This is a genomic window from Desertibacillus haloalkaliphilus (genome assembly GCF_019039105.1).
Taxonomy (GTDB): Bacteria; Bacillota; Bacilli; order Bacillales; family KJ1-10-99; genus Desertibacillus; species Desertibacillus haloalkaliphilus.
In genome coordinates this window covers 302,612-328,949 of record NZ_JAHPIV010000001.1, presented here as the reverse complement: position 1 = coordinate 328,949, position 26,338 = coordinate 302,612, and the positions used below count along the sequence as shown (strand labels likewise).

Here is a 26,338-nt window from a genome sequence, read left to right as displayed (position 1 = left end):
TGTTCGGTGCGTTATTAGGGGAGTGATCTCATTTTGAGCAGGGTAAGCTTTGTTTCGTATAAAAGGTGAAAGTCTTGTGTTTATTACATATTTATGGAGAAGTGGATGGTTAGTTGAATTTATTATCGGTAGGAGAAGGAGAGTAAGAGGAGATGTCCGAATCAAAATTACTGCGGGGGACGATGATCTTAACCGCGGCAACGTTTATTTCGAAAATATTAGGGTTAATTTACATCTTCCCATTTACGGCAATTGTCGGTCAGCAGGGGATTGCTTTATACTCATATGGGTATTTACCTTATACCGTATTATTAAGTGTCGCTACGTTAGGTGTCCCGCTGGCGGTATCTAAGTTTGTCTCCAAGTATAATGCGCTTGGTGATTATTACACAGGAAGAAGGCTTTTCAAATCTGGACTGATTGTGATGTCGGTTACGGGCTTTCTCTCGTTTATTCTCCTGTTTTCCCTTGCGCCGCAGATCGCAAGTTGGATTATCCGCAATCCAGATGAATTGAATGGGAACTCGATGGCCGATATCGTGTTTACGATTCGGATGGTTAGTACGGCATTATTGATTGTTCCGTTAATGTCAATTATTCGCGGATACTTTCAAGGTTTTCAATCGATGGGACCGACTGCGGTTTCACAAGTGGTTGAACAGATCGTACGGATCATCTTTATTTTAAGTTTAACGTTTTTAATTGTCGGTGTGTATCAAGGTGAGGTTGGACTTGCGGTTGGTTTTGCAACCTTTGGAGCGTTTGTCGGGGCGCTTGGTGGCTTAGCTGTTTTACTTACGTACTGGTTTAAGCGGAAGAAATACCTTGATCGTCAAGTAGAAGAAAGCACAGTGAATCAGCAGCTTCCACTAACAAAGATGTATAAAGAATTAATTTCTTATGCGCTGCCGTTATCCTTTGTCGGCCTTGCAATTCCATTGTTTCAATTTATCGATTTGTTTACCTTTAACAACGCCCTGCAAGCGGCGGGGGTAGCACTAGCGCAAGCAGAGGTTGCATTTGCTGCTTTTACGCAAACAGCACATAAACTAATTTTAATTCCAGTTGCGCTAGCGACGGCATTTTCGATTACACTCGTGCCAACAATTACGAAGTCATATACCGATGGCGATCATGACTTGATGCAAAAGCAAATCTCGCAGACGTATCAAGTCATCCTATTTTTAACATTACCTGCGGCAGTCGGATTAGCCGTGCTTGCTTACCCGGCGTTTGCGACGCTTTATGGACTAGAGCATGTCGAGATTGGCGGACATATCCTACGATATTATGCTCCGATTGCGATTGTCTTCTCCTTATTTGCGGTTAGTGCGGCAATTTTACAAGGGATGAACCAACAGCGCTTTGCTGTGATTAGCTTAGTAAGTGGGCTAGTTGTAAAAGGAGCTCTCAACTACTGGTTAATCTATACGTTCGGTCCAATTGGTGGTGTTGTCGCTACTTATCTAGGATATGTGGTTGCGATTGCGATCAATGTTTGGGCGATTGGGAAATATGCCAACTACAACTATTCATTCGTTGCTAAACGAGCATTGTTAATCACCCTGTTTGTCTCAGCAATGGCGGTTGTTGTGATCATTGTTAGGATGATCGCAGAAATGATCTTACCAATGAATACTTGGCTACATGAACTCATTGTTTTAGCCGTTGGTGTTATCAGTGGGGGAGCTTTCTACTTATGGCTTAGTATTCGTACACAATTAGCGGTACAAATTCTCGGTCACCGTCTGAAGTTTTTGCAGCGAAAACGGAAGAAGCAAAGTGAGGCTGAAAGATAAAAAATCCGACACTGTGACAAATTACTGTCACAAATAGAAACTAGAAGTAATAAATATAAAAAAAGCGCTTGGATTATTTAATCCAAGCGCTTTAATTTCTTGATTTATAGACAAGAATCTATAGGGAGTTCTCTGTAACAATCTTTTTTTTCTTTCTCCTTATCCACAGGATGACATATCCGCAAAGTAAACTAAAGATTATTAACAAGAAACTATAAGATTCTAAAACTATGATTAAATATTCAATTTCAGAAATTGAATCAGGAATAAAAGAAACTAAAAATATAATAAAGACAACCGTCCCTAAAAGATAAAATCCCTTTTTTTGACGGAGAAATTCTTCATGAATTAACTTTATACTTAAATATTGTGCAAGTGCTAGTGTCAAAAAAATAGTCATGATCCATATTACTAGCAGAAGTGATTCTAAACGTTCTATAAACCCTCCAACTATTTCAATTTCTTTTCCCAACTCAATTGTTGGGAAAATTATCGTCTTATTCATATTTACCGAAAACACGGCGAAAGAAACTACTACTGCAAAAGCTTTTAATAAGACAGTTAAACCTAAACCGGTATTTAGAGGGAAGGATTTTAAATGTTTTTTATCCATATAAGCCATTAAAAAAAATAAAATTTTAATTCCTGCAAAGTGAATGATACCATGTCTTATACCTTCATCTATCTGTAAGACACCGTCGCCCATAATCGGCAGTAACTCATCAAAATCACCGTTAGGGATGTTGGAAATCAACATGACAACCATGATGCCAATAACAATGGGGACAAACAATAAACTAAGGTGGGTAATTCCTTGAAGACCTTTCGAAACAGCATAAGTTGAAGTTAAAAGCATGACTGCAATAATAATTTCTGAAGGAGTTTGATCGAGCAAATACATTTTTAATACTATAGCCAGTAAGCGTACATCAAATGCAACAACGCCAATAAAATTAACAATAAACATAACAGCTATTGTTTTTGCTATAAAGAACCCAAAAGTAGACTTTTTTAAAAATTGTAAAAGGTTCTCCCCGGGAAAATTCCTTTGTAGCTTAACGTACAAATGCAATAAAAACATCATGATCATTCCACTAATCAAGATTGAAATCCATCCATCTGGATTATTCATTTCAGTTGCTAATGTCTTAGGCAACGTTAATATTCCAATACTTGTTATCATCGCTATTAACAAAATACTAACTTCAAAAGGTACGAGTTTGTAATGTTCTTCCTTCAAAATAAAACCACCTAAATTTTTCTATCATAATGATTGGTTGAAAGTTTTCATATGACCAAATTTTCCAATTTATATGAATTTTATACAATTATTCTAATAATTTTCTTGTTTTTGGTTCAAATTAAATAGTTTAAAGAATGAAAGCAGCCCAAATCTCAAAGTGATTTGGGCTGCTAATTGATACTTCGGTTCCTATTCCTTCACACGCAAAAGGCGTAAGCTGTTAAACGTAACGAGTAAGGTCGCACCCATGTCAGCAAAGATCGCTAACCATAACGTAAGCCAGCCGGGGATGATAAGTAGTAAGGCTAGAGCTTTGATCGCTAGTGAGAAGGTGATGTTTTGCTTGATAATCGCCAGTGCTCGGCGGCTTAACTTAATCGTGTATGGCAATTTATTTAAATCATCAGCCATTAGGGCGATATCTGCGGTCTCGAGTGCTGTATCTGTTCCAGCACCACCCATCGCAACACCTACCGTTGATGCGGCAAGGGCAGGGGCATCATTAACTCCATCTCCAACCATTGCGACACGCTTGTGGTTCTGTTGGAGCTCTTTAATTGCTGCAAGCTTATCTTCAGGGAGTAACTCAGCTTTGATATGAGAAACGCCTGTCGCCTTTCCTATAGCGGCTGCCGTTTGCTCGTTATCACCAGTAAGCATCACGGTTTCTTTAATGCCTGCTTGATGAAGCTTTTTCATCACAGCAGCAGCTGATTCACGTGTTTCATCAGCGATCGCAAATAAAGAAAGTACTTCGTGGTCTGTACCAAGGGCAATCACTGTTTTTCCTTCATTTTGAAGGTTGGTTATCTGTTCGTTGATATCGGGCTGTAAAGGTGTTTGCTGAATGTCTGTAAAAAGTGTTGGACTGCCAACATAATAGCGTTTGTTGTTGATGGTTGCTGTAACACCTTTGCCGGTTAGTGATTGGAAGTCATCGACTGTTATCTGGTCAAGGTTGCAATCTCGTTCATTTGCTTTTCGGATCATCGCAGACGCAAGTGGGTGTTGTGAGCCTTTTTCAATCGCTGCGGCGAGTGAGAGAACCTCTTTTTCATTGTTGTCAAAGGCAATGATATCAGTAACAGCAGGGACCCCTTTTGTGAGCGTTCCGGTTTTGTCAAAAGCGATCACGTTCAATGCACCTGCTTGCTCAAGATGAACGCCACCTTTAATTAAGACGCCATGCTTAGCGGCGTTACCAATCGCTGTCACAATAGCAACAGGGGTTGAGATCACTAGGGCACATGGACAACCGACAACTAATACCGTTAACCCACGATAAATCCAATCGCTCCAGTTCCCACCGAAAAATAAGGGGGGGATGACAACAAGTAAAAACGCAAAAATGATAATCGCTGGCGTATAATATTTAGCAAAGCGATCAACAAATTGCTGCGAAGGGGCACGTTCTGCTTGTGCTTCTTCAACGAGATGAATGATTTTTGCTAACGTTGTATCCTCTACGCGCTTTGTCACGGTAACTTCTAATAAACCTTCTTCATTCAACGTCCCAGCAAACACTTCATCATCTTTCTCTTTTGCAACAGGTACTGATTCACCAGTGATCGCTGCTTGGTTTACCGTTGAAGTTCCGCGGCTGACAATCCCATCCATGGCGATCTTTTGCCCTGGTTTGACAATCATGACATCGTTCACTTGGATATCGTCAACATCGACGGCGATTTCTTCCCCGCCACGGCGTACGAGCGCTTCTTTTGGTGCGATATCCATTAACGATTCGATCGAGTGCCGTGCTTTATCCATCGAATATCGCTCAAGCGCTTCACTTAACGCGAATAAGATGACAACAACAGCACCTTCTCCCCATTCGCCAATCGCGGCCGCACCAAGTATCGCGACTGTCATCAATGTCGACATATCAAAATCGAGACGGATGAGGTTTTTGATTCCTCTTTTAAATAAGGTATACCCACCAATGATAATTGCTGATACATAGCCCATCACCGGAAGAAGATGGTCCTCGCCGTATTGTAAGCGAAGAAGAAAAGCTGCAATCACAAATAGTGTGGCAATATAGACTTTGATCGTTTCCTTTTGCCGCCAAAAGGGGATACGCTTGCTTCTTTGCTCATGTTCATGTCGGACTTTAATATTCTCAAACGCTCCCGCTTCCTCTAACTCCTCAATCGTTGTCATACCGTATACCGTAATTTTAGAAGCACCAAAATTTACATTTGCATCAGAAACACCATCCAGGTGTTTAACGTTCGTTTCGAACGTTTTCGCACAATTTGCTCAGGTGAATCCTTCGACTCGATACGTTTTCTCTTGTTGTTCAGACATTGACATGTGCCTCCTTCTGATGAGCTAGTGTAATCAACAGAAGCTGTTTGACATGATCATCATCTAACGAATAAAAGGCTAGTTTCCCTTTTTTACGGTATTTGACGATCCCTAGCTTATGCATCGTGCGAAGGTGATGTGAAGTAGTAGCCACACTTGCACCGATAATCGTCGCGAGATCGCAAACACATAGTTCTTCTTCTTTCGTGAGAGCATAAGCGATTTTTGTGCGTTTTTCGTCAGCAAGTGCTTTAAAAAATTTTGCAACTTGTGCTAGGTCTTCGCTTAGAAAAAGTTCTTGAATTTGTTTTACTTTCGTTTCATCATAAGAAAAAATCTCACATGTATCGTTTTTACTCATGGGATCAGACTCCTACATTCAAATGTTCGCTTGAATATAGTATACCTGATTTTTGTTTTTATTCAAATAAATATTTGAATAATTGAGTTTATCCGTAACAAATTCGATTAGAAAATCAGAAAGAAGGTGCCCGAAAGTAAAGTAACCTTCTAGGCACCCTTGATTACAACTTTCAAATTGTTCTTCCTTAATAACCACCGCCATAAGGAAAGCCAAGCTGTTGTTCAATGCGGCGAAGACGGCGATTGATACGCTCGATTCGTTGTGCTTGTCGTTCCTGTTCACGCTCAACTTGAGAAAGTCTGCGCTCAATTCCTGGTCCAACAGGCGGACGAGGAGGTGGAAATCCAGGAAATCCCGGATACCCAGGAGTTCCAGGGAATTGCTGTTGAAAAGGACCTTGCTGTCTGTAATCCATACAATCGTCTCCTTTTAAGATAGGTATTTAGATATCCGATAGTAGTCTATGAATGGGGATTAGTTTTGTAAGTGGCACGCGCCTAATGACGAGAATTTGGGCACAAAAAAGACTGTCCGAAGTGAGTGTCACCTCTAAAAGGTGAGTCATCACGAATCGGACAGCCTTGATTGTCTTATGATTGTTGTAGGCGTTCAATACGGTCTTCTAACGGTGGGTGAGATGAAAATAGAAGTGCTGCTTTACTTTTGTTACTAATTTTCATCGATTGGAAAGCCGTATCATCTTCTTTTATCATGTGTGTTGTTTGTTGTAAAGATCGTAGGGCGTGAACCATCTTGTCTTTTCCAGCTAAATCAGCTCCGCCACGATCAGCGTGGTACTCGCGATAGCGCGAATACGCCATCACAAGAATACTTCCGAGAATTGAAAAGACGATTTGGAAAAAGATGATTGCGACAAAATGAACGATATGCGCAATCTCCTCACGAGCAAAGCGTGCAGCGATAAATGCTGCGATTCTCGCAAAGAAGACAACAAATGTATTGATTACACCTTGAACAAGTGTCATTGTAACCATATCGCCATTGGCAACGTGAGCAACCTCATGGGCTACAACACCTTCAACGGCATCTTTATCCATTTGATTTAATAGGCCACGTGAGACGGCAACAAGTGAACGCTTTTTACTTGGACCTGTTGCAAAGGCATTGACCTCATTTGATTCATAGATCCCAACTTCTGGCATGTGCATGAGTCCAGCGTTGCGTGATAAACGGTGAACCATCTCAATGAGTTCACTTTCTTCGTAATTGAGGTTATCCTTATCTGGATTAAGGACACGAACATTCATCATTTTTTTCGCGATGATTCGTGAAAGGGCTAAAGAAATAAACGCACCACTAAAGCCGACAATTGCTGAGAAAACTAGCAATTCGCCTAAATAAATTTCCCCAGTCGCTATATTTGTGCCTGTAGACACACCGAAAATTGACATAACAATCATAATGGTTGTTAAGATCAATAAGTTAACGCCGATAAATAACAAGATTCGTTTTCCCATCGTACGTTACCACCTCCAAAAGTTAGTTTACTGAAAGACTATTTTAACTGTATTGTTTAAACATTGCAACACTTATAGATTCTGTTTCATAAAGTAGACAAAAGTTGGTGAAGATCGCAACGTTTTAGCCGCAATAACTAGCATGTCCTCTATGTCATCGAGGTGGTTGTTTTAACCATAAATAGAAAGGAGAGTGATTGAGGAACGCTGACGAGTTATTTTTAGCTAATCTGTTGAAACTTCCTATAATTAGACAAGGTTTGCCAAGGAATGTCCCTAGTCCTGCTGCTGGCGGTTTGATATAATTGAACAAGTATCATAGAGTCATAGATTACAAGCAATGTCGCTGATGGGGGAAGCAATGAAATATTCATTTACGAGAGATAATGATTGGCTACTGATCATTACTACTCTGCTATTATGTATTTTTGGATTAGTGATGGTTTATAGTGCCAGCTACGTGTGGGCGTTTGACCACGGAAATAGTTTTAGTCACTTTTTTTTGCGGCAATTGATGTGGTTTGTCCTCACCTTACTCATCTTCTTTGTCGTGATGCATTTTCCTTATAAATATTACCGCAAGTTCTCTGTTGCGATTATCTTCGTTTCCATTATTGCGCTCCTGCTTGTTCATGTGCCGGGCTTAGGGGCTGAAGTCTATGGTGCGAAGCGGTGGATTCGAATTGGCCCGCTAACGATTCAACCGTCTGAATTTGTGAAAGTGGGTATAATTATCTACTTGGCCCATGTCTATTCAAAAAAACAGTCATATATTAATGATTTTGTAAAAGGTGTTATGCCACCGCTTGTGATCGTTGGTATTGTCTTTTCACTGATTATGCTACAACCTGATTTAGGAACCGCAACATCTATTCTACTTGTGACAGGGTTACTGGTGTTCTTTTCAGGAGCAAAAATGCGCCATCTAATTGGACTTGGCACTGTCGGTGGGACGATCTTTATCATATTAGCGACTTCACAAGAATACCGCCTACAACGGTTAACATCCTTTCTTGATCCATTTGCCTATGCTAGTGAAACTGGGTATCAGCTTGTGCAATCGTATATTGCTATTGCACATGGAGGCTTAACCGGTGCGGGACTAGGGCAAAGCATACAAAAGCTATTGTACTTACCTGAGCCTCATACAGACTTCATCTTAGCAATCATTGCTGAAGAGCTTGGCATTTTTGGTGTTGGATTTGTGTTTCTGTGCTTCTCAATCATCTTTTTTAGAGGTGTCATGATTGGGACACGCTGTAAAAGTGTATTTGGAAGCTTATTAGCCTTTGGTATTGTTTTTCAGGTTGGGGTGCAAGTGATTTTTAATGTTGGTGCGGTGACAGGATTGTTGCCAATTACCGGGATTCCGTTGCCTTTCTTAAGTTACGGTGGCTCGTCGCTTATGGTATCATTGCTATCAATTGCGATACTCGCCAACATTTCAAAGTATAATATTAGACAGCGACATGCTGCTAACGAAGAGCAGACAGTCTCTGCTTAGAAGTGGCGATCAAACTGTAACGAAGCTTTTTCAGCTTATCTAGTTATGATACGATGAGTAAAGCTTCGTTTTTAGGTATTGATGAAGTTCAAAAAGTCTGAGAAGGGAAACTTAGCTTTAAGCAGTGAAGCATGCTTTCGTCCTCAGAGTAGATTTACTATGATGTTCGTCGATACGGATTTTTTCTCGATTTTTTGAACACGTGATATAGATGGAGGCAGACATGCAAGAAAGAAAATCGAATATTCAACAAATTGACTATACATTGTTATTCTTATTGTTTTTATTGATGTGTATAAGTTTGCTGGCCATTTATAGTGGGTCAGGTGCGCAATATTTTGTTGATGACCCTACTTATTTTGTCAAGAGACAAGTAATTTGGTTTATCATTGGAATTTTCTTTATGATCACAGCAATGCTGCTTGATTATGATTTATTCCGAAATTTCTCGATCCCTTTATATGTGATCGGTATGATCTTACTTTTACTTGTGGAGTTTTTTGGGGTTGTCCAGAATGGGTCACAGCGTTGGATTGGTCACCCTAATTTATTTTTATTTCAACCATCAGAGTTTATGAAGATTTTTCTCGTCATTGCCTTGGCTCATCTTGTCTACCGGATGACGAAGGAGAAACGTGAAATTAGCTTTAAATCTGATTGTATTCTTGTTGGGAAGGTATTAGCAGTAGGGTTACCGCCATTTCTGCTCATTTTAAAACAGCCAGACTTAGGGACGGCGCTTGTTGTTGCAAGTGTGATGGCAACGATGATCTTAATGTCTGGTGTAACTTTTCGAATGCTATCGTTACTTGCTTCATCGGTTGTCGTTGGGATTATCTCGCTCGTTTGGCTTCATAACAACCATTTCTCTTTGTTTAGTCAAATTATTAAAACCCACCAGATGGAACGAATTTACGGTTGGTTAAACCCAACAGAACATGCCGGTAGTTACGGTTATCAACTCGTTCAAGCTCTGCAAGGGATTGGGGCAGGACAGTTGTATGGAAGTGGTTTTACCCAAGGTATTCAGTCGCAAAGTGGTCGTGTACCAGAGTTGCATACCGATTTTGTATTCACTGTGATTGGGGAAGAGTTTGGCTTTCTTGGTGCAACGGTGTTAATTGTTGTTTATTTCTTAATGTTTTACCGGATGATTATTATTGCATTTAATTGTAATAATTTATTTGGGACGTATCTTGTTGCTGGTGTGATAGGTTTACTTGTCTTTCAAATTTTCCAAAACATCGCGATGACGATTGGGTTAATGCCAATTACCGGTCTGGCATTACCGTTTATCAGTTACGGGGGGAGTGCGCTGTTGACCAATATGATTGCGATCGGCATTGTCCTCAACGTCAATATGCGAACGAGGCATTACATGTTTAAGGCTGAAGAAACATAAGCATCAAGTGAGAAGAGCTGTTAACGATTGGATTAACAGCTCTTTTGGTTGTTAAGGGGCTGTGGAGCGCGTGAACGAGGACGGGTACTCAGAGAAAGAGGCTTGCTCCCGCCTTAGCTTGAAGAAATGTGAGTGCGGTACCCGCTCGACCCTGGCCGTGTGAGCCAATTTCGAGTCCTTGTGAAAGCCAAAAAGCAGGCTTTCAACGTCCTCTGCATTGTTCCCACTACGCCGACTATCGTCGACGCAAACGGTTATCACCGTTTGGGGTCTCGCTAGCCTAAGGTTCTAAATCATTTTTTATAAAGGTAATTACGAATGATGATAGGATTGAAAGATGGTGAAAGTTGCCCGCTACGAGGATCACCTGGCCGTGTGAGCCAATTTTGAGTCCTTGTGAAAGCCAAAAAGCAGGCTTTCAACGTCCTTTGTAATGCCTATAAACGAAATGTTTGAGAAGACAGGTTGGGTACGTTTACAATCAAGGGTAGAGACAGATGATAGGGGTGAAGGTGTTGAAGTTATTTATAGGATTTGGTGAGTTGGCGAAAGCGTTAATTTCACTAACTAGCAGTAATGAGAAGATTTACGTGTTTTCTCGTTCGACTGAAAAGATCGTAGAAGCACAGAAGCAAGATCAGCGGATCGTCCAAGTAACGGAAGACCAGCTTCATCAGGTGAGTCATGCTTTTATTACGCTACCGAGTACAGCCTACGAACCGTTTTTTACGTCATATGGTCATTTGTTCACGGACGATACCGTCTTTTACCACTGTGCGACGGCATTAATGGTAGAAGACATTGAAGCCTTCATCTCGCATGGGAGCGTTGTCCCATTTAAATGTGTAGGGCAGGCCGCGCAAATACGTCGTGATCAAAAAGTTGTGTTTGTTACTCCAAAAAAGCATTTATCTGAGGTCTCTCACTTGAAGGACTGGTTTGGTGAAAAGGTTTCGATCGTCGCTGGTAGCGAACAACAAGTGCTCGCTGCGAATAAAGAAGCGACAAGAGCGGCGGTTGAAATGGCGGTCGACTTAAAGGAGAAGCTAAGACAACAAGGTCTTCCTGATGAAATCATTCAGCAATCACTCGAGGTCACGACAAGAGGTGTGATTCAAGCGTTTTCTGATGGGAAATTAGGTGGATTTGGCAAGACAGTTATAAAAGAAATTGAAGACCAAAGAAAGTAGAGGATGAAAAATGCGAGTTGATAAGTTGTTAGCGAATATGGGTTATGGAACACGAAAAGAAGTTAAAAAGTTATTAAAAGGAGGTGGCGTTCACCTCGATGGACAACCAATAAAGGATGGTAAGGTTCAGGTCAATACTGATGAACAGGAAGTCACTGTTCATGGTGAAATTGTTGAATATAAGCCATACGTTTATTTGATGATGAATAAACCAAAAGGGGTCATTTCAGCAACTGAAGATATTGAGCATCACACTGTCGTCGATTTATTAGAGCTTGAGGACGCTGTTTATAATCCGTTTCCAGTAGGTCGGCTGGATAAAGATACTGTCGGTTTTGTGTTGTTAACCAATGATGGTAAACTCTCTCATGAATTGCTATCACCTAAGAAACATGTACCAAAAACATATGTGGCAAAAGTGAGAGGGACAGTGACTGCAGATGATGTGAGTCAATTTAAAGAAGGTGTCGAGCTAGATGATGGATACATAACGAAGCCTGCTGAACTGATCATTCATGAAGCAGGGGAGTATTCTCAGATCGAATTGACCATATCTGAAGGAAAGTTTCATCAAGTGAAGAGGATGTTTGAAGCTGTTGGTAAAAAGGTAGTGGAGTTAAAACGAATCAGCATTGGACCACTTGCTCTTGATGAAAGCTTAGAAGAAGGCGAGTACCGTGAATTGACGGACGAGGAGGTTGACCTCTTGCAAGCAGGTCGAGGTGAGTGAGGATAGCGTCCAAAAAAAGAACCACTGTGTTAACGGTGGTTCAACATTAAAATATAATTGAAATTATTTTTGTTTTAAGTCATGTTCAAAAGTACGGGAAACATAGTGGGCGAATCGTAGCGTCCGCTGTCTTTTCTCCTTACGTATGAAAAACATACGTTTCGGTTGGCAAAGTGCCGCTTTCTTGATCTTCTCGGCTCTTTTTTGTCCTTCCTTTTGAACTCGTATCTTAGGATACTTTCGTTTTTTTGTCAGTTGTGGTCCATTTCCCACGACTTGGACTTCGTACCAAGCCATTATACTCTAAGACGTTAAGGTCTCGTTGCACAGTTCTTTGGGTAATGCCGAACTCTTCAACTAATTCATTCGTTGTGACGGTCCCCCTTTGTTTAATGTAGAGGTAAATTGATTTAATACGAGTCAGCATACGATCAGTTGAAGTACTCAAGAAACCACTCCTTATAAAGATGATTGTCATAAACATCCATTCTAAAAGGGGGCTGTTTCATCGTGTGCAACTGTGAGATGATTGCACAACTGAATCAGCGTTATTGACATGACACTAGCCATTCTTGATTGCTGTTGTGTCCTAGAGTAAAGTGAGGGTATGATGTTTAGTTGTTTTAATTCAAATAAAGTAGCTTGTGCCACTTCTCGGCTCACACTCACATCAATTCCCTTTCCTCAGGTTCATTGTACAATAATTCCATCAATTTGGCAAAGCATTGGTAAGGAAACATATTGTAGAAAAAGAGGAGATGTAGTCGAATGAAATCAATTGATTGGCAAGAAGAAGTTACGAAACGTAAAGGTGAATTGATTGCTGATGCACAGCAATTGCTTCGCATCAAGAGTGTTTTAGACGAAGAGACGAAATCAGATCATGCGCCGTTTGGAAAAGGCATTCAAGAAGCATTAGAATATTTATTAACAAAAGCAGATCATGATCAGTTTTCAGTTAAAAATGTAGATGGATATGCGGGCCATATCGAATGGGGAAAAGGGGAAGAGATTGTCGGTGTCCTCTGTCATATCGATGTTGTACCAGAAGGTGATGGCTGGACGAGTCCGCCATATGCAGCTGAGATTCGTGATGGTGAGATTGTCGCTCGTGGTGCACTTGACGATAAAGGGCCGACAATGGCAGCCTATTACGCGCTCAAACTCATTAAAGAGCTCGACCTTCCGTTATCCAAACGAGTCCGTATGATCATTGGTACCGATGAAGAAAGTGATTGGCGCTGTGTGGATCATTATTTTAAACATGAAGAGATGCCTGCCGTAGGTTTTGCCCCTGATGCAGATTTTCCAATTATTTTTGCGGAAAAGGGAATTTGTGATTTCGAGCTTATTCAGGCGAAAGCAAACGTAAATAGCGAAGGAAAGGTGAAGCTTGAGCACTTTGAATCAGGGCGACGTTTAAATATGGTGCCTGACTTGGCGGAAGCATCGATTTCGTTAGGAGATAACAACGGAGAGGAGCTTATTGAGGCATTTTCACGCTTTATTGAGGGTCACGAGCTTGAAGGTTCAAGTCGAACTGAGGATGGACGTGTGTATTTGCAAGTGAAAGGGGTATCTGCGCATGGGATGGAGCCAAAGAATGGCCGTAATGCTGGCCTTTATTTAGCACAGTTTTTAGCTGGCTTTTCGTTTGACGAGCAAGCAGCCACTTTTCTAACCTTCGTGAAGCAGTACTTTGTCGATGATTCTCGTGGTACAGCGTTGGGGATTGCTTGTTATGATGAAGAGGTCGGTGATTTGACGATTAATATTGGACGGCTAACCTATGAAAAAGAAACCGGTGGGAAGCTTGGTGTTAACCTTCGTTATCCAGCAGCAGTGAACTTTAGTGATATGATGACAACGTTAACAACACAAATTCAGCCACATGCCTTTCAGGTAGAGAACGTCGATAACTCGGAGCCACATCATGTCGAGAAAGAGGACCCACTCGTGACAACATTACAAGGCGTCTATGAGCGTCAGACAGGTGAAAAAGCAGAGTTGATTGCGATCGGTGGTGGTACTTATGCACGCGCCTTAAAAAGAGGTGTAGCGTTTGGTCCTTTATTCCCTGGAAGAGCAGATGCAGCCCACCAGAAGGATGAGTCAATTGCCATAGAAGATTTACTACAAGCAACTGCTCTCTATGCTGAAGCAATCTATGAATTAGCGAAATAATAAAGTAGCTCCATAATAAAGCAACACAAATGAGGATCCGATCAAAACAGTCATGTGGATCAAGGATAGCATATTTACACGTCAAAAAACGCTCAGATTAATTAATCTGAGCGTTTTTACTTGCTAGTTATACTGTTAACGAGAATGTCCAATTCTTATTAAAAAATTTTTCTAAAAGCTCAACCTGTGATTTTGAAACATTTCTATTCCTCAAACACAAATAAATCTGTTGATAGATAACGCTCACCTGTGTCACAAGCAATGGCAACAACAGCTTGATCAGGGCTTAGCGTTTTTGCAACTTCCATCGCTGCAAAAGCAGCAGCACCAGAAGAAGGACCAACTAATAAGCCTTCTAGGCGTGCAAGGTCCCGCGCCGCCCTGTATGCATCATCATCCTCAATCTTAAGGATCTCATTGTAAACTTCTTCATTGAGGATTGGTGGCACGAATCCTGGGCTCGTTCCTACTAGTTTATGTGGACCAGGTTTTCCTCCTGAAAGTACAGGTGAGCCCGCTGGTTCAACAACATGTACCGTTGCCTCTGGATAGAACTTTCGTAATTCTTCACCAGTTCCGGTAATCGTTCCACCCGTTCCAGATGCAGCTACGAAAGCGCCTAACGGTTTTCCGATTGAATCTAGGGACTCTTTAATTTCAACGGCGGTTGTTGCGCGGTGGGCATCAGGGTTGGCATCATTTTCAAATTGCATCGGCATGTAGCTGTTTTCGATTTCTTTTGTAAGCTCATGCGCTTTTTCAATGGCTCCTGGCATCTTTTTGTCACCTTCAGTGAGGACAACATCGGCCCCATACGCTTTGAGAAGGTTGATTCGCTCTTGTGACATCGTATCAGGCATAACGAGGATCGAACGATAACCGCGGGCGGATGCGTTCATCGCCAGCCCAATCCCTGTATTACCAGAAGTCGGTTCAATAATCGTTGCTCCTGGCTTTAAATGGCCGTCTTTCTCAGCTTGAATGATCATATTGTAAGCGGCGCGGTCTTTAACACTGCCACTAGGGTTATTCATTTCTAATTTTAAATAAACAGCTGCTCCGTTTGGATCTGGAACTCGATTTAATTTGAGCAATGGAGTTTGTCCAATCAGTTCAGCGATATTATTTACGACTCGCATCTTTTCACTTCCTTTTTATTCTTTTTTTTATTTTAACATATATAGAAATGTAATTCCTATCTCATAAATTGGATTTAAAAACATTGATCCCTTCTTCCGAATGATCTGCGACTGTTATATGATAAAGGAATAACGATAATCGCGATCAGGGAAAGCTAGCTTTTGTATTTGGATGGCTTTGTGTGCTTGGTAACATTATTTACAGATAAAGACAATTGATACGAATTGCGTTACAATGAGGAACAAATAGGTTAGGAAAATGAAATCAAAGAAGGAAGGTGTCAGTAGTGACGAATCAAAAGACGCATTTTTTTCTCGCACTTCCACTTGCCATCGATGTTCGTGAATCACTTGCTCGCTGGTCACAGCAATTAGCAGAAAACGTTCGGTTTAAAACATGGGTTCACCCCGCTGATTTGCATATTACCCTTGCCTTTCTTGGCCATGCTGAATTTCCAGCGATTAATGCTTTAAAAAAGCAGCTAACACCAGTGATTGCTGGTCATCAGTCGTTTTCTTTGGCTGTTGATCAGTTAGGAACGTTTGGATCAAAAACTAGTCCACGAATTTTATGGGCAGGTCTTAACTATGATCAAGCGCTATTAGATTTACAAAGAGATGTTCGTGATGTTTGCAATGAGATAGGATTTCAGCTTGATCAACGTCCTTATCGTCCACATATTACGTTAGCAAGGCGCTGGCTGGGGGATGAAAGGTTTACAAACGACGAGTTGATGAAGAGCATGCGCCCTCATGATGGTGTGTACGAATGGCAAGTGCGTGAAGCTGTTTTGTATCAAACACATATGCGCCGTACACCTAAATATCAGCCGTTAACAATTTTCCAATTAGGACAGTAAGTAGGTGAGAACATGACATTGATCAGGATTTGTATCCATATTAGCGTTTTGTACGGATTTTATTTTATTGGTTCTTGGATCCAACAGCGCTTTGACTTATTTATCCCAGGGAGTATTATTGGAATGTTACTCCTACTCGTGCTATTTGCCACGAGGCTACTACCAACAAGGTGGATCGAAGAGGGGACGACGCTCTTATTGCGTCATATGCCATTATTGTTTTTGCCGGTGACAGTTGGAGTGTTAAATTATTTAGATTTATTTGCTGGGTCAGGAATTTTGCTCGTTTTCATAGCTCTCTTCAGTACGTTGTTGGTCATGGTCGCCTCAGGCCTGACAAGTCAATGGTTAGCAGTGAGAAAAGAACGCTCGCAGACGATTAAGAAGGAGCACAGAGAGCAAAAAATCACGACAGGAATGTAGGGGAGAAAGGGTATGAAAGAATTTGTCATTGCACTTATAGCGATTAGTTTTACTGTATTTATTTATATGGCGGCAAAGAAATTTAATCAGCGCTTCCCAAATCCGTTCACACTTCCACTTTTAGTCGGGACAGCTGTTATGGTTATTTTTTTCGTTGCATTCCAAATCGATTATGATACGTATATGATTGGCGGACAATGGATTGAGATGTTATTAGGTCCCGCAGTGGTGGCGTTGGCATATCCATTATATAAACAATGGGAGATGTTAAAAACGTATTTTGTACCGATTATGACAGGTGTGCTTATCGGTGCCGTGATTGGTGTTGTCAGTGGCTTACAATTGGCGAAATGGTTAGGCGTTGAAGAAGAGGTGATTTATTCACTCGTTCCTAAATCAGTGACAACACCTGTGGCGATGGATGTCGCTGCTACATTAGGCGGGGCACCACCGCTTGCTGCGATATTCGTTATGGTTGCCGGACTTGGTGGTGTAGTCTTATCACCATACGTACTACGTTGGTTCAAGATCGATCACTATTTAGGAAAAGGGATCGGGATTGGCAGTGCTTCACATGCGATTGGGACCGCGAAGGCGCTAGAGAATGGTGAGAAAGAAGGGGCAGCAAGTTCAGTTGCGATGACGTTAAGTGCGATTGTCGTATCGATTATCGGGCCTATGCTCGTTTTTCTCATCTATTAACTTTACGATATATGATAAAATAAATGGGTTAAGATATAAAATCTAGATCATCTGATAACGATTTGGAGGTTAGCCGTTGTGGCTCATTTAATTAAACTTGAAGATTATATTTCTCGTTATCAATTTGATATCACGCGTTATCCGAGTCAATTTACGAGATTAAAAAAAGACCGCTGGTATTATTTAAAGACCGAGTGGGAGAATGTAAATCACTCGATGATAAAATCGAACCGAGCGCAGCAGCCCAGTCAAGAAGAGGACTGGTTCTCCGATGAGAGTAAAGGGATCTGGTCAGGGATGCTAGAAAAAATCAAAGGCTTATCCTTTTTGAAAAAAACGGATCAAGAAGAGGTAGTAGAAACGAACGAACCTGTAGATTACTATCATTTTAAAGAAAAAACGCTAGATGAAGTGAAGGCCATTTTCTATCAAGAACTGTTTGAATCACAACTACGCTGGGCGAGTTCTTCGATTTTAGAAAAGTCATCGCTTGATCCGAAATATAAATACGACCGTACCTTAAAGTTGTTTGTGCAGCAACTTCCCGATAATTATTTAGTGATGTACCAGCCGGTGTTCTGGTTCAAACAGGCGCGGGTTGAAATGGAGGTCATCGTCATCAGCCCGACGGATGTGTATTGCATCGCGCTTTTACCGGGAACTGAACATAGTATTTTCACAGCAACCTCACAGCGGTTCTGGGAGGAATTTATCGATGGTGGGAAAAGGCGCAAATTAAGCCCGCTCTTATCGCTGAATCGAATGGCTAGTCTCATTAGTCAAATGATGAGAGACAGTAATCTTTCAATGCCCATTCGAAAGGTCGTCCTGAGTGAATATAGTTTAATTGATAATCAAATGCAAGGCTCGAAAGTCGAATGTGTCGATCGTAGGAATATTGATGACTGGCTTGATAAGCTGAAGCGCCAGCCATCTCCTATAAAATCAACCCAATTACAAGTGGCAAAAGCACTGTTAAGCCATTGCCAAACAAGCGCCTATAAACGACAAGATGTCGTCGAAGAGTAGGAAAATGTTTCCTTACTAGTGTTGATTTTCGGTCGAAATGGGCGTATAATTATATTTGATGTCATGATTTGTGTTGTGATTTATTATTAAAAGTATGTGTTCAAATAGTTTTTTTTTGCAATGGCTTCAAGTCTATTCAAACGGGGAATAATCGCCCTTTTTTGAACAGACTCTAAAAATAGATAGAAAGTAGATCCCTCCGAGCGTATGGGGGGCTTTATTCTGAAGAGGGGATTGTTATCATGAAGACGAAAGAGAAGGATCAACTGAATTCCCTGCTACCATTGCATTCTTATTCATGGCTGGTTCGTAAACAGTTTAATTGGATAGGCGGTTATGAATATCTCATTGAATTAAAAGAGGTTGAAGGCTGTTTCAGTTATGGTGATACGATTGCTGAAGCAAAGAAAGGTTTGAAAGAAGCAATGGTTTTATGGGTGATGAAGCATGGGGTTGAAGCACTACCAGAGCCTGTCCATTCAACGCAACTTGTTTACATTCAACCACCAATGACCGAAGAAGAATTTGAACAAATTAATTATTTCGTTAGACAGTATAAGTAAAAGCGATCCAGCCTATGCATGGATCGCTTTTCTTTTTAAGAAAAAATGATTGTTTTGTTTCCATAGACGATGATTTTGTCATCCGTATGCCAAGAAACGGCGCGTGCAAGTGTGATCCGCTCAACATTTCGTCCGGCCACTCTTAATTGAGGAGTAGTATAGCGATGGTTTACGCGTAACACATCTTGCTCAATAATTGGCCCTTCATCTAGGTCATTAGTCACATAGTGAGCGGTAGCACCGATGAGTTTTACGCCGCGTTCAAATGCTTGTGCATAAGGGTTAGCACCGATAAACGCTGGTAAAAATGAATGATGGATATTAATAATACGGTTTGGAAAATGACCAACAAAATCAGCTGATAGAATTTGCATGTATCGAGCAAGAACAATAAAGTCGATGTTGTGCTTTTCTAATAAGTCAATCGCTTCTTGTTCTGCTGCTGGTTTCGTATCCTTAGTGACCGGAATGTGATAAAATGGAATTCCATAAGATTCAACCGTCTGCTGTAAGTCAGCGTGGTTACTAATCACGAGTGGAATATCCACATGTAGCTCACTTGAACGCCACTTCCATAGCAGTTCTAATAAACAATGATCCTCTTTTGAAACGAAAATTGCCATACGTTTCATTCTTTTTTCGCTTTCTAAACGCCATTGCATGTCAAATTGTTGTGCGACCTCTTCGAAACGCTCAGAAATCGTTGCAAAATCTTTATCGAAATCAGAAAGGTCGAATTCGACACGCATATAAAATCTGCCGCCTTCTGGGTCCGTTGTGTACTGATCAGATTGAACGATGTTAGCCCCGTGCTCATATAGGAAATTTGAGATCGCTGAAACGATGCCTGGTTTGTCTGAGCAAGAAATTAACAACTTTGCTCGGTTTGTATTTTGGTTTTCAATCATTTTTTTTCCTCCATTAACAAATGTTTTGCTTACATAACTATATATAAAAATCCTTGAAATAAAAAGGTATAAAATAAAAATTTCGGTAAGCAGTCCTGAAAAAACAAATATAATAATACTATAGTTATTTTACGAGGTGAAGGGGGTTGTTTTTTTGGATCACTTGCAAGCGTCTTTTGTGAGCAGAGCAACGATTGATCAACTCGATGTGATTACGGTTAGCGGGGATATGATAGCGTTACATGATGATAAGCTTACTTTTATTGTAAAGCAAAAGGATAAAGTCATTCCCATCAAAAATATCCAAAGGAAAGCTGATGCAATTAAACTAAAACTCGAGCAGACTCTTCCGCTTGGGAATGAGTTTACGCTCTTTGTTAACGATGATGCTTACCCAGTGACGGTTGGAGAAGTTGTTCGCACCAAGCGATTTGATCGCACCTATAGCTATTCAGGCTCACTTGGACCGCTCTATGATCAGAAAGAAACAACCTTTAAAGTTTGGGCACCGACAGCTATAGATGTCAGGCTAGTCATTTATCTAGATACAAACGATCATGACGGCACTGAATTCGCAATGGCACGCGCTGAAAAAGGAGTTTGGCTTATACGCTTGTTGGGGGATCAACACGGTTTGCTTTACACCTACCTGGTTTGCGTTGATGGGCAGTGGCAAGAAGCGGTTGACCCATATGCAAAAACAGTGACAACAAATGGGGAAAAAGGCCAAGTGGTTGATCTAACAAAAACGGAACCGAACAAATGGTGTCCTCGGCCACCATTTACGACGATCTCCGATGCGATCATTTATGAAGCTCATCTTCGTGACCTCTCTGTTAGCCCGGATAGTGGGATAAAAAACAAAGGTAAGTTTTTAGGATTAACAGAGCGGCAGACACATGGGCCCAATCAAACGGCCACGGGAGTCGAACACCTCATTGATGTAGGGATTACCCACCTTGAATTGTTACCGCTGAATGATTTCGGCAGCATTGATGAGTCACTAGCACACCCGCCGTACAATTGGGGATATGATCCGACACATTACTTCGCACCAGAAGGAAGCTATGCAAGTGATCCAGAAGATGGACTTGTGCGCGTTTGTGAATTAAAAGAAATGATTGCGTCTCTTCATGAAGCGGGGATTCGAGTCATTATTGATGTGGTCTTCAATCATGCCTATGTGTGGGAGACATCAAACTTTGAGAAGATCGTCCCTGGGTATTATTTTCGTTACAAGGAGGATGGCGAGCTAGCGAATGGTAGTGGTGTTGGTAATGATACCGCCTCTGAACGGGAAATGATGAGAAAATTTATGATCGATTGTGTCACGTATTGGGCTACGGAATATCGTGTTGATGGTTTTCGCTTTGACTTAATGGGATTGCATGATCGCAAGACGATGAGGATGATACGAAAAGCTCTAGATCAGATTGACCCCAATATTGTGATCCTTGGCGAAGGATGGGACCTCGATACACCACTTCGTTATGATCAAAAAGCGATGATTGACCAGGCAAAAAAGTTACCGGACATTTGTTTTTTTAATGACCGGTTTCGTGATATGGTGAAAGGGAGTACATTCCAGTCAAGCGACCGTGGGTTTATTAACGGCAATAAAGATACCGTAGATCCGTTAAAGGTGCAGATTCAAGCGGGACTCAGACCGGATGGTACGACCATGTTTGCTCAACCGTTTCAATCAGTTAATTATATTGAATCTCATGACAACCATACGTTAACGGATAAATTAGCTTTATCGAATCCAGATGAATCGACAGTTTGGCGGCAACGAATGCAACGGTTAGGGACGGCGCTTGTTCTTTTCTCACAAGGGACTCCATTTTTACACGCTGGGCAAGAATTTTATCGTACAAAGGGTGGAGTTGAGAATAGCTATAACGCACCAGATCATATTAATCAGCTTGACTGGAAGCGAAAAGCTATGTATGAGGATGATGTCAAGTATGTTAAAGGATTGATTGCGATCCGTAAGGCACACCCCATTTTTCGACTACAGAGTTATGACCAAATTCACGGATCGCTTACATTTTTTGATACACCAAGTCATGTTATTGGTTATATGCTCACAGACATTCGTGGTGATGATACGTGGAGCAGGGTTGTTGTCATTCATAATGGGAGCTGGTCAACGATAGAGATTCCGTTTGAAGACGGGGAGTGGAATGTTGTCGTTGACGAAAAAAGTGCAAGTTTGGTACCATTATATAAAATAAATGTCGAAAACTTGCTAGTAAAGCCATTAAATACAATCGTATTATACCAAGTGTAAGCAGAGTAAGTGTGAAGCATAGGGCTCTGCTTACTTTCACGTTCAAACACATGGAACGTGTATGCCTTTCTGTCATTTTTTTGTTTTTATATAGGTATACCGCAAAAAATACGCTATACTAGGTAGTGATAGGAAATTGTAGAGCAAGAGACGCTAGTACAAATGAAATCGAGGGTGAAATTGTTGGAACTATTCTTAGGTGATGGATGGCAGGTTAAGCCTGCTGGAGGTGCAACAGGGGAAGCATACATTGCGTGGCATGGTGATCAAAAGCTGTTTTTAAAGCGTAATTCGTCACCTTTTTTGGCTGTGCTATCTGCAGAAGGGATTGTTCCGAAATTACTGTGGACGAAGCGATTAGAAAATGGTGACGTCATTACAGCGCAGCGTTGGATCCAAGGTCGTGAATTAAAATCGTATGAAATGACAGATGCTGAAGTTGCTCAATTGTTACGGAAAATCCATCACTCTAGTGAACTGTTACATATGTTCAAACGGATAGGCAATGAACCGCTCACCCCAAAGATTATTGTTCGTGATATGATTGAACGCTTAAGTTTTGTCGAACTGAACAGTCAGCTCGTTGATGAAGCCGTGATGTACCTTGTTGATCACCAAGATCTTGTCAATCATGATGAAGTGGTCGTTTGCCATTGTGATGTTAACCATAACAACTGGATTTTAAGTGAAGTTGGTGATCTTTATTTAATTGATTGGGACGGGGCAACGGTTGCAGACCCAGCACTAGATTTAGGCCTGTTGCTTTATTTATATGTACCACAAGATCAATGGGCACAATGGTTATCAAACTATGGGATTGAATTAACCGACCATTTAAAAATGCGGATGCATTGGTATGTCATCTCACAAACAATTTTTGTGATCATTTGGCATTTAGAGCGAAATGAGTACCAGGATGTGAAGCGGTGGGAAGAGTATTTAATAGACTTGTTAAAAATTGAACGCTAAAAAGGGACAACGCTATTGAACGCGGTCCCTTTTTTAGTTCATGGAAATGAAATTTCATTTGTGGAAATTAAAAATTTCCTGGGGAATAACGACAGCGATTGTCGTTATCTGTTTAATACTGATTAATCGTATTTATCCACTGTTCGACATCTTGTTGAGCAAAATACGAGGTCCCTCCTTGGGTTTGTGTGGCTTGTTGGATCCCTGCCAGTGTTTGCTGTACGTTTGGGTCGATGTTTGCATTGTTCAACAGTGATGAGGTTAAGCGTTGGACTTGATTGTATTCATCGGTTGTCATATATTGCTCTGATGCTTGATTTTTTAAAATGTCAGATAACAAACCTAATTGGTGGTGATAATTCATTGGCATGAAAAAGACACATCCTTTTTTACGTATAGGATGTGCCTGCAAAAAGAATTTATCCTAAATTTCTCTACCTTTTCGTTGTTCAAAGTCAATCGTAACAGCCTGACTACCCTTGGCTAGTAAGGTCAACTCAATGATCCATCGTTTGATATTTAATTCATTGAGGCGGACGTGCTCAGCGATTGATTCACTTTGATCTTTTGTTTCAATGTACGCTTTTAATTCAGCGACTGTCCCTAGAAAGTTAGGATCAACCTCTTCCTTGGCAGTGAGGTGATGTAACTGTTCTGCTAGCACGTGAAATTGTTCATCCGTTCCGCTTTGGTGTTTCTTTTGTGCCTCAAGGATGTCAATCATTGTATCTGTGTACTTCGCTTCATGTGCAATCACTTCTGAATAACCTCCTTTATTTCTGGGCCTTGCTTGTCTATACCCAGCACAAAAGGAGTCTACACATAAAAATATTGGTTCTTTTCTTATTGAGATACGGGTAACTCCCATTTTGGCACATCAGCAACCGTTATTTTCTGAACGAAACGTTGATAGCCTAGTGTTTGAAAGAGTTTATCTAACGCTCGTGCTTGTCCTTTTTCTGTAGACAGGTTGAATTTTTGGATTTGTTTTTGTAGTTGTTCGTGCTCAATAAATAATCGTGGGTAAATCCCGTGTAATTTTTGTTTGTACGATTTGTAGAGTGTTTTATCAAAATGATAAACAAAAAACAATTTCATCAGTACGTATTGAGCATCTTTATTTTCAATCGGGTCCTCCTTTTTTAAGTAGTGAAAGGCATCAGCATTTGCAACAATACTCTCCATCATCTCTTCTTCACGTTGGTCGATTCTGTAACCCGCTTTTGCTAACCGTTTTGAAATGGCGATGTCTTCAAGGGTTTGTTGGATATCATCGATAAACATCTGGATATGTTCAGGTGTTTGGTCGCTGTATAAGTAGTGGAAAAAGCGGTTAGGATCAAACTGTAGAATACGCTCAAGCTCAGTTGCGATACTGATGTCAAGAAGTTCATTCGAATAGTCTGCGATATCTTTCGTACCGATAATTAGAATCGCTTGATCTGCATCGAATAGTGTCGTTGTGACAAGACCTAAATCGCGGCCAAGTGGATGAATGTCACCTGAAATGATGGTCATTTTGAAAGCAGATTGGACTTGTAAGTATTTTTCGTACGTCTTTTCCGACACAAATAGTTCTATACTTTCCCCATCATTCGAGATAAAATAAGGAATTGTATAACTAAAGACTGCCTGTGGTTGGTTTAACATAAGTTCAGCGCTTCCTTTCTTTTTCATCATTACTAATCATGGTAAACTATCGTAGGAGTCTAGAAAAGAGGGAGAGTGTGAGATGTCCATTTTTACAGATGAAATCATTGATGAAATCTTAATGGATGCGAAGAGGCGGATAACAACTGCGTCGATTGAAAAAAAAGAGCTCGTTCAGGAAGTGATGATGTTTAATGCAGCGATGCAGCACGTAAAAGGTCATCCGTGGAATCAAATAACAATAGATGATATTTTGTATGATACAACAAGTTCGTTATATAAAAAAATTCATAAGCAGTTTGTAGGCGATGATCCTGAAGAGGATTATAAAGATGTACTTGTATGGAACGTTGCGAAAAACCTGTATGTCACTGCGGCACTCGATCATGATCCAACGTTTGCAGTGAAGTGGGATGTCGTCGTCTATGAAGAAGGACAAGTCCTGTAATAATCAATTAAAAATCGTAAGAGGAAGTGAAAGTGATGCGTTTACGTCATAAACCGTGGGCAACTGAAGAGATTGCTAAGCACCCTTCAATTGTTGTTCCAAATCCGGGTGAGTATCGTGGGAAGTGGTCAGAGCTTTTTGGGAATGATAATCCGATCCATGTTGAGGTTGGTACTGGGAAAGGTCAGTTTTTAACAGGGATGGGACAAGCTCATCCGGAGATTAATTATATTGGGATAGAAAAGTATGATAGTGTTATCGTTAGTGCGATGCAGCGCGTGAAAGATGCTGAAATTGAGAATGTTAAGTTTTTGAATGATGATGTCAATGAGCTGACTTCGTTTTTTGCGGATGAAGAGATTGATCGGATTTATATTAACTTCACGGATCCTTGGCCGAAAAATCGTCATGAGAAGCGCCGTTTGACGTATAAGAGCTTCTTGGCGATGTATGAGTCGGTTTTAAAGCCACAAAGTGAGATTCATTTTAAGACGGATAACCAAGGTCTGTTTGAATATTCGTTGCATAGCTTTTCGAAGTATGGGTTAATTTTAAATAATGTAAGTCTTGATTTGCACAATAGTGATGTTGAGGGAAACATTATGACGGAGTATGAAGAGAAGTTCTCGAATAAGGGGATGCGCATTTATCGTTGTGAAGCGCAATATCGATAACTCTTGCTGTTGCAAGGGTTATTTTTCATTATAAAGCTGAGGTTGTTGGAACCGCTCGACCCTGACCGTGTATTCAATTTCGTCTGCTTGTGAAAGCCAAGAGCAGGCTTCCACCGCATCCTGCATTGTCTCCACTACGTCGACTAACGTCGCCGCAAACGGTTACCACCGTTTGGGGTCTCGCTAGCATGAGTGGACTTCTGTTTTTTTTAGAGGGGGGCACGAATGGAGTAGTGGTTTATAAAAGGGTGAGGTGCCCGCTCATGGGGTGGTGCAAGTTTCGTGGTTCTAGGGAGGAGTTGTTGGAATCGCTCGCCCCTGTTCGTGGATTCAATGCCGTTTGCTTGTGAAAGCCAAGAGCAGGCTTCCACCGCATCCTGCATTGTCTCCACTACGTCGACGAACGTCGCCGCAAACGGTTACCACCGTTTGGGGTCTCGCTAGCATGAGTGGACTTCTGTTTTTTTTAGAGGGGGGCA

General features: G+C 41.1%; 26 protein-coding genes. 15 read left to right on the top strand and 11 right to left on the bottom strand.

Annotated elements, in window-relative coordinates; genetic code table 11:
- The first annotated feature begins 152 nt into the window (after positions 1-152).
- Complete coding sequence (locus KH400_RS01545; RefSeq protein WP_217221412.1) at positions 153-1,799, top strand: putative polysaccharide biosynthesis protein; 1,647 nt, start codon at positions 153-155, stop codon at positions 1,797-1,799.
- 118 nt (positions 1,800-1,917) lie between these two features.
- Here the strand turns inward: KH400_RS01545 and KH400_RS01540 are convergent, their stop codons facing one another.
- The 5 genes from KH400_RS01540 to htpX form a co-directional block, all read right to left on the bottom strand.
- Complete coding sequence (locus KH400_RS01540; protein ID WP_217221411.1) at positions 1,918-3,039, bottom strand: GerAB/ArcD/ProY family transporter; 1,122 nt, start codon at positions 3,037-3,039, stop codon at positions 1,918-1,920.
- 192 nt (positions 3,040-3,231) lie between these two features.
- Positions 3,232-5,349 carry a heavy metal translocating P-type ATPase gene (locus KH400_RS01535; RefSeq protein WP_217221410.1) on the bottom strand — a complete coding sequence of 706 codons (2,118 nt, stop codon included), beginning with the start codon at positions 5,347-5,349 and terminating at the stop codon, positions 3,232-3,234.
- Positions 5,342-5,710: an ArsR/SmtB family transcription factor gene (locus KH400_RS01530; protein WP_217221409.1), complete on the bottom strand. Its 369-nt coding sequence runs from the start codon at positions 5,708-5,710 to the stop codon at positions 5,342-5,344. Before KH400_RS01530 ends, KH400_RS01535 begins: the two co-directional genes overlap by 8 nt.
- 187 nt (positions 5,711-5,897) lie before the next feature.
- On the bottom strand, positions 5,898-6,128 hold the full coding sequence (locus tag KH400_RS01525) for a hypothetical protein (protein WP_217221408.1): 231 nt from the start codon (positions 6,126-6,128) through the stop codon (positions 5,898-5,900).
- A 175-nt stretch (positions 6,129-6,303) separates the two neighbouring features.
- Positions 6,304-7,191 carry a protease HtpX gene (gene htpX / locus KH400_RS01520; RefSeq protein WP_217221407.1) on the bottom strand — a complete coding sequence of 296 codons (888 nt, stop codon included), beginning with the start codon at positions 7,189-7,191 and terminating at the stop codon, positions 6,304-6,306.
- A 361-nt stretch (positions 7,192-7,552) separates the two neighbouring features.
- Here htpX and ftsW point away from each other — a divergent pair, with 361 nt between their 5' ends.
- The 4 genes from ftsW to KH400_RS01500 all read left to right on the top strand — a co-directional run bounded on the left by ftsW (position 7,553) and on the right by KH400_RS01500 (position 12,017).
- On the top strand, positions 7,553-8,695 hold the full coding sequence (gene ftsW / locus KH400_RS01515; RefSeq protein ID WP_217221406.1) for a putative lipid II flippase FtsW: 1,143 nt from the start codon (positions 7,553-7,555) through the stop codon (positions 8,693-8,695).
- A 223-nt stretch (positions 8,696-8,918) separates the two neighbouring features.
- Positions 8,919-10,097, top strand: coding sequence for a rod shape-determining protein RodA (gene rodA, locus KH400_RS01510; RefSeq protein ID WP_217221405.1), 1,179 nt, complete (start codon positions 8,919-8,921; stop codon positions 10,095-10,097).
- 515 nt (positions 10,098-10,612) lie between these two features.
- A complete protein-coding gene (locus KH400_RS01505; RefSeq protein WP_217221404.1) occupies positions 10,613-11,287 on the top strand; it encodes an NAD(P)-binding domain-containing protein in 675 nt (224 codons plus the stop codon).
- Between the two features lie 10 nt (positions 11,288-11,297).
- Positions 11,298-12,017 (top strand): pseudouridine synthase, encoded by a 720-nt coding sequence (locus KH400_RS01500; protein WP_217221403.1) that lies wholly within the window; start codon positions 11,298-11,300, stop codon positions 12,015-12,017.
- Positions 12,018-12,246: 229 nt separating this feature from the next.
- Here the strand turns inward: KH400_RS01500 and KH400_RS01495 are convergent, their stop codons facing one another.
- A complete protein-coding gene (locus KH400_RS01495) occupies positions 12,247-12,465 on the bottom strand; it encodes a DeoR family transcriptional regulator (RefSeq protein WP_217221402.1) in 219 nt (72 codons plus the stop codon).
- A 320-nt stretch (positions 12,466-12,785) separates the two neighbouring features.
- Here KH400_RS01495 and pepV point away from each other — a divergent pair, with 320 nt between their 5' ends.
- On the top strand, positions 12,786-14,201 hold the full coding sequence (gene pepV / locus KH400_RS01490) for a dipeptidase PepV (protein WP_217221401.1): 1,416 nt from the start codon (positions 12,786-12,788) through the stop codon (positions 14,199-14,201).
- Positions 14,202-14,404: 203 nt separating this feature from the next.
- On the opposite strand, the gene cysK is transcribed toward pepV, so the two are convergent.
- Positions 14,405-15,340 (bottom strand): cysteine synthase A, encoded by a 936-nt coding sequence (gene cysK, locus KH400_RS01485; RefSeq protein WP_217221400.1) that lies wholly within the window; start codon positions 15,338-15,340, stop codon positions 14,405-14,407.
- A 287-nt stretch (positions 15,341-15,627) separates the two neighbouring features.
- On the opposite strand from cysK, the gene thpR reads away from it, so the two are divergent.
- From thpR to KH400_RS01460, 5 genes are all read left to right on the top strand, one after another.
- Entirely contained in the window at positions 15,628-16,200 is a 573-nt protein-coding gene (gene thpR, locus KH400_RS01480) for an RNA 2',3'-cyclic phosphodiesterase (RefSeq protein ID WP_217221399.1), read from the top strand.
- Positions 16,201-16,212: 12 nt separating this feature from the next.
- Positions 16,213-16,623 carry a CidA/LrgA family protein gene (locus KH400_RS01475; protein WP_217221398.1) on the top strand — a complete coding sequence of 137 codons (411 nt, stop codon included), beginning with the start codon at positions 16,213-16,215 and terminating at the stop codon, positions 16,621-16,623.
- Positions 16,624-16,635: 12 nt separating this feature from the next.
- Positions 16,636-17,325, top strand: coding sequence for an LrgB family protein (locus KH400_RS01470; RefSeq protein WP_217221397.1), 690 nt, complete (start codon positions 16,636-16,638; stop codon positions 17,323-17,325).
- 78 nt (positions 17,326-17,403) lie between these two features.
- A complete protein-coding gene (locus KH400_RS01465) occupies positions 17,404-18,354 on the top strand; it encodes an NERD domain-containing protein (RefSeq protein ID WP_217221396.1) in 951 nt (316 codons plus the stop codon).
- A 242-nt stretch (positions 18,355-18,596) separates the two neighbouring features.
- Positions 18,597-18,917: a type II toxin-antitoxin system HicB family antitoxin gene (locus KH400_RS01460; RefSeq protein ID WP_217221395.1), complete on the top strand. Its 321-nt coding sequence runs from the start codon at positions 18,597-18,599 to the stop codon at positions 18,915-18,917.
- A gap of 35 nt (positions 18,918-18,952) precedes the next feature.
- Here the strand turns inward: KH400_RS01460 and purU are convergent, their stop codons facing one another.
- A complete protein-coding gene (purU, locus tag KH400_RS01455) occupies positions 18,953-19,825 on the bottom strand; it encodes a formyltetrahydrofolate deformylase (RefSeq protein WP_217221394.1) in 873 nt (290 codons plus the stop codon).
- Between the two features lie 154 nt (positions 19,826-19,979).
- On the opposite strand from purU, the gene pulA reads away from it, so the two are divergent.
- Together pulA and KH400_RS01445 are read left to right on the top strand one after the other, a co-directional pair.
- On the top strand, positions 19,980-22,118 hold the full coding sequence (gene pulA, locus KH400_RS01450; protein ID WP_217221393.1) for a type I pullulanase: 2,139 nt from the start codon (positions 19,980-19,982) through the stop codon (positions 22,116-22,118).
- 183 nt (positions 22,119-22,301) lie between these two features.
- Positions 22,302-23,087: a phosphotransferase family protein gene (locus KH400_RS01445; protein ID WP_246589118.1), complete on the top strand. Its 786-nt coding sequence runs from the start codon at positions 22,302-22,304 to the stop codon at positions 23,085-23,087.
- 112 nt (positions 23,088-23,199) lie between these two features.
- Here the strand turns inward: KH400_RS01445 and KH400_RS01440 are convergent, their stop codons facing one another.
- The 3 genes from KH400_RS01440 to KH400_RS01430 all read right to left on the bottom strand — a co-directional run bounded on the left by KH400_RS01440 (position 23,200) and on the right by KH400_RS01430 (position 24,737).
- Entirely contained in the window at positions 23,200-23,457 is a 258-nt protein-coding gene (locus KH400_RS01440) for a YtzH-like family protein (RefSeq protein ID WP_217221391.1), read from the bottom strand.
- A 54-nt stretch (positions 23,458-23,511) separates the two neighbouring features.
- The gene (locus KH400_RS01435; protein ID WP_217221390.1) at positions 23,512-23,844 is read right to left on the bottom strand and encodes a YtzH-like family protein; all 333 of its coding nucleotides are present in this window, start codon (positions 23,842-23,844) and stop codon (positions 23,512-23,514) included.
- 86 nt (positions 23,845-23,930) lie between these two features.
- On the bottom strand, positions 23,931-24,737 hold the full coding sequence (locus tag KH400_RS01430) for a hypothetical protein (RefSeq protein ID WP_217221389.1): 807 nt from the start codon (positions 24,735-24,737) through the stop codon (positions 23,931-23,933).
- A gap of 82 nt (positions 24,738-24,819) precedes the next feature.
- Here KH400_RS01430 and KH400_RS01425 point away from each other — a divergent pair, with 82 nt between their 5' ends.
- Both KH400_RS01425 and trmB read left to right on the top strand, forming a co-directional pair.
- Complete coding sequence (locus KH400_RS01425; RefSeq protein ID WP_217221388.1) at positions 24,820-25,185, top strand: hypothetical protein; 366 nt, start codon at positions 24,820-24,822, stop codon at positions 25,183-25,185.
- A 35-nt stretch (positions 25,186-25,220) separates the two neighbouring features.
- The gene (gene trmB / locus KH400_RS01420; protein ID WP_217221558.1) at positions 25,221-25,859 is read left to right on the top strand and encodes a tRNA (guanosine(46)-N7)-methyltransferase TrmB; all 639 of its coding nucleotides are present in this window, start codon (positions 25,221-25,223) and stop codon (positions 25,857-25,859) included.
- Positions 25,860-26,338 lie beyond the last annotated feature (479 nt).

Excerpts from the sequence above, each read along its gene's own strand:
- KH400_RS01545 (WP_217221412.1), top strand. The coding sequence starts at position 153 with ATGTCCGAATCAAAATTACTGCGGGGGACGATGATCTTAACCGCGGCA.
- KH400_RS01530 (WP_217221409.1), bottom strand. The coding sequence starts at position 5,710 with ATGAGTAAAAACGATACATGTGAGATTTTTTCTTATGATGAAACGAAA.
- KH400_RS01525 (WP_217221408.1), bottom strand. The coding sequence starts at position 6,128 with ATGGATTACAGACAGCAAGGTCCTTTTCAACAGCAATTCCCTGGAACT.
- htpX (WP_217221407.1), bottom strand. The coding sequence starts at position 7,191 with ATGGGAAAACGAATCTTGTTATTTATCGGCGTTAACTTATTGATCTTA.
- ftsW (WP_217221406.1), top strand. The coding sequence starts at position 7,553 with ATGAAATATTCATTTACGAGAGATAATGATTGGCTACTGATCATTACT.
- rodA (WP_217221405.1), top strand. The coding sequence starts at position 8,919 with ATGCAAGAAAGAAAATCGAATATTCAACAAATTGACTATACATTGTTA.
- KH400_RS01500 (WP_217221403.1), top strand. The coding sequence starts at position 11,298 with ATGCGAGTTGATAAGTTGTTAGCGAATATGGGTTATGGAACACGAAAA.
- pepV (WP_217221401.1), top strand. The coding sequence starts at position 12,786 with ATGAAATCAATTGATTGGCAAGAAGAAGTTACGAAACGTAAAGGTGAA.
- cysK (WP_217221400.1), bottom strand. The coding sequence starts at position 15,340 with ATGCGAGTCGTAAATAATATCGCTGAACTGATTGGACAAACTCCATTG.
- KH400_RS01475 (WP_217221398.1), top strand. The coding sequence starts at position 16,213 with ATGACATTGATCAGGATTTGTATCCATATTAGCGTTTTGTACGGATTT.
- KH400_RS01470 (WP_217221397.1), top strand. The coding sequence starts at position 16,636 with ATGAAAGAATTTGTCATTGCACTTATAGCGATTAGTTTTACTGTATTT.
- KH400_RS01460 (WP_217221395.1), top strand. The coding sequence starts at position 18,597 with ATGAAGACGAAAGAGAAGGATCAACTGAATTCCCTGCTACCATTGCAT.
- purU (WP_217221394.1), bottom strand. The coding sequence starts at position 19,825 with ATGATTGAAAACCAAAATACAAACCGAGCAAAGTTGTTAATTTCTTGC.
- KH400_RS01440 (WP_217221391.1), bottom strand. The coding sequence starts at position 23,457 with ATGCCAATGAATTATCACCACCAATTAGGTTTGTTATCTGACATTTTA.
- KH400_RS01430 (WP_217221389.1), bottom strand. The coding sequence starts at position 24,737 with ATGTTAAACCAACCACAGGCAGTCTTTAGTTATACAATTCCTTATTTT.
- KH400_RS01425 (WP_217221388.1), top strand. The coding sequence starts at position 24,820 with ATGTCCATTTTTACAGATGAAATCATTGATGAAATCTTAATGGATGCG.
- trmB (WP_217221558.1), top strand. The coding sequence starts at position 25,221 with ATGCGTTTACGTCATAAACCGTGGGCAACTGAAGAGATTGCTAAGCAC.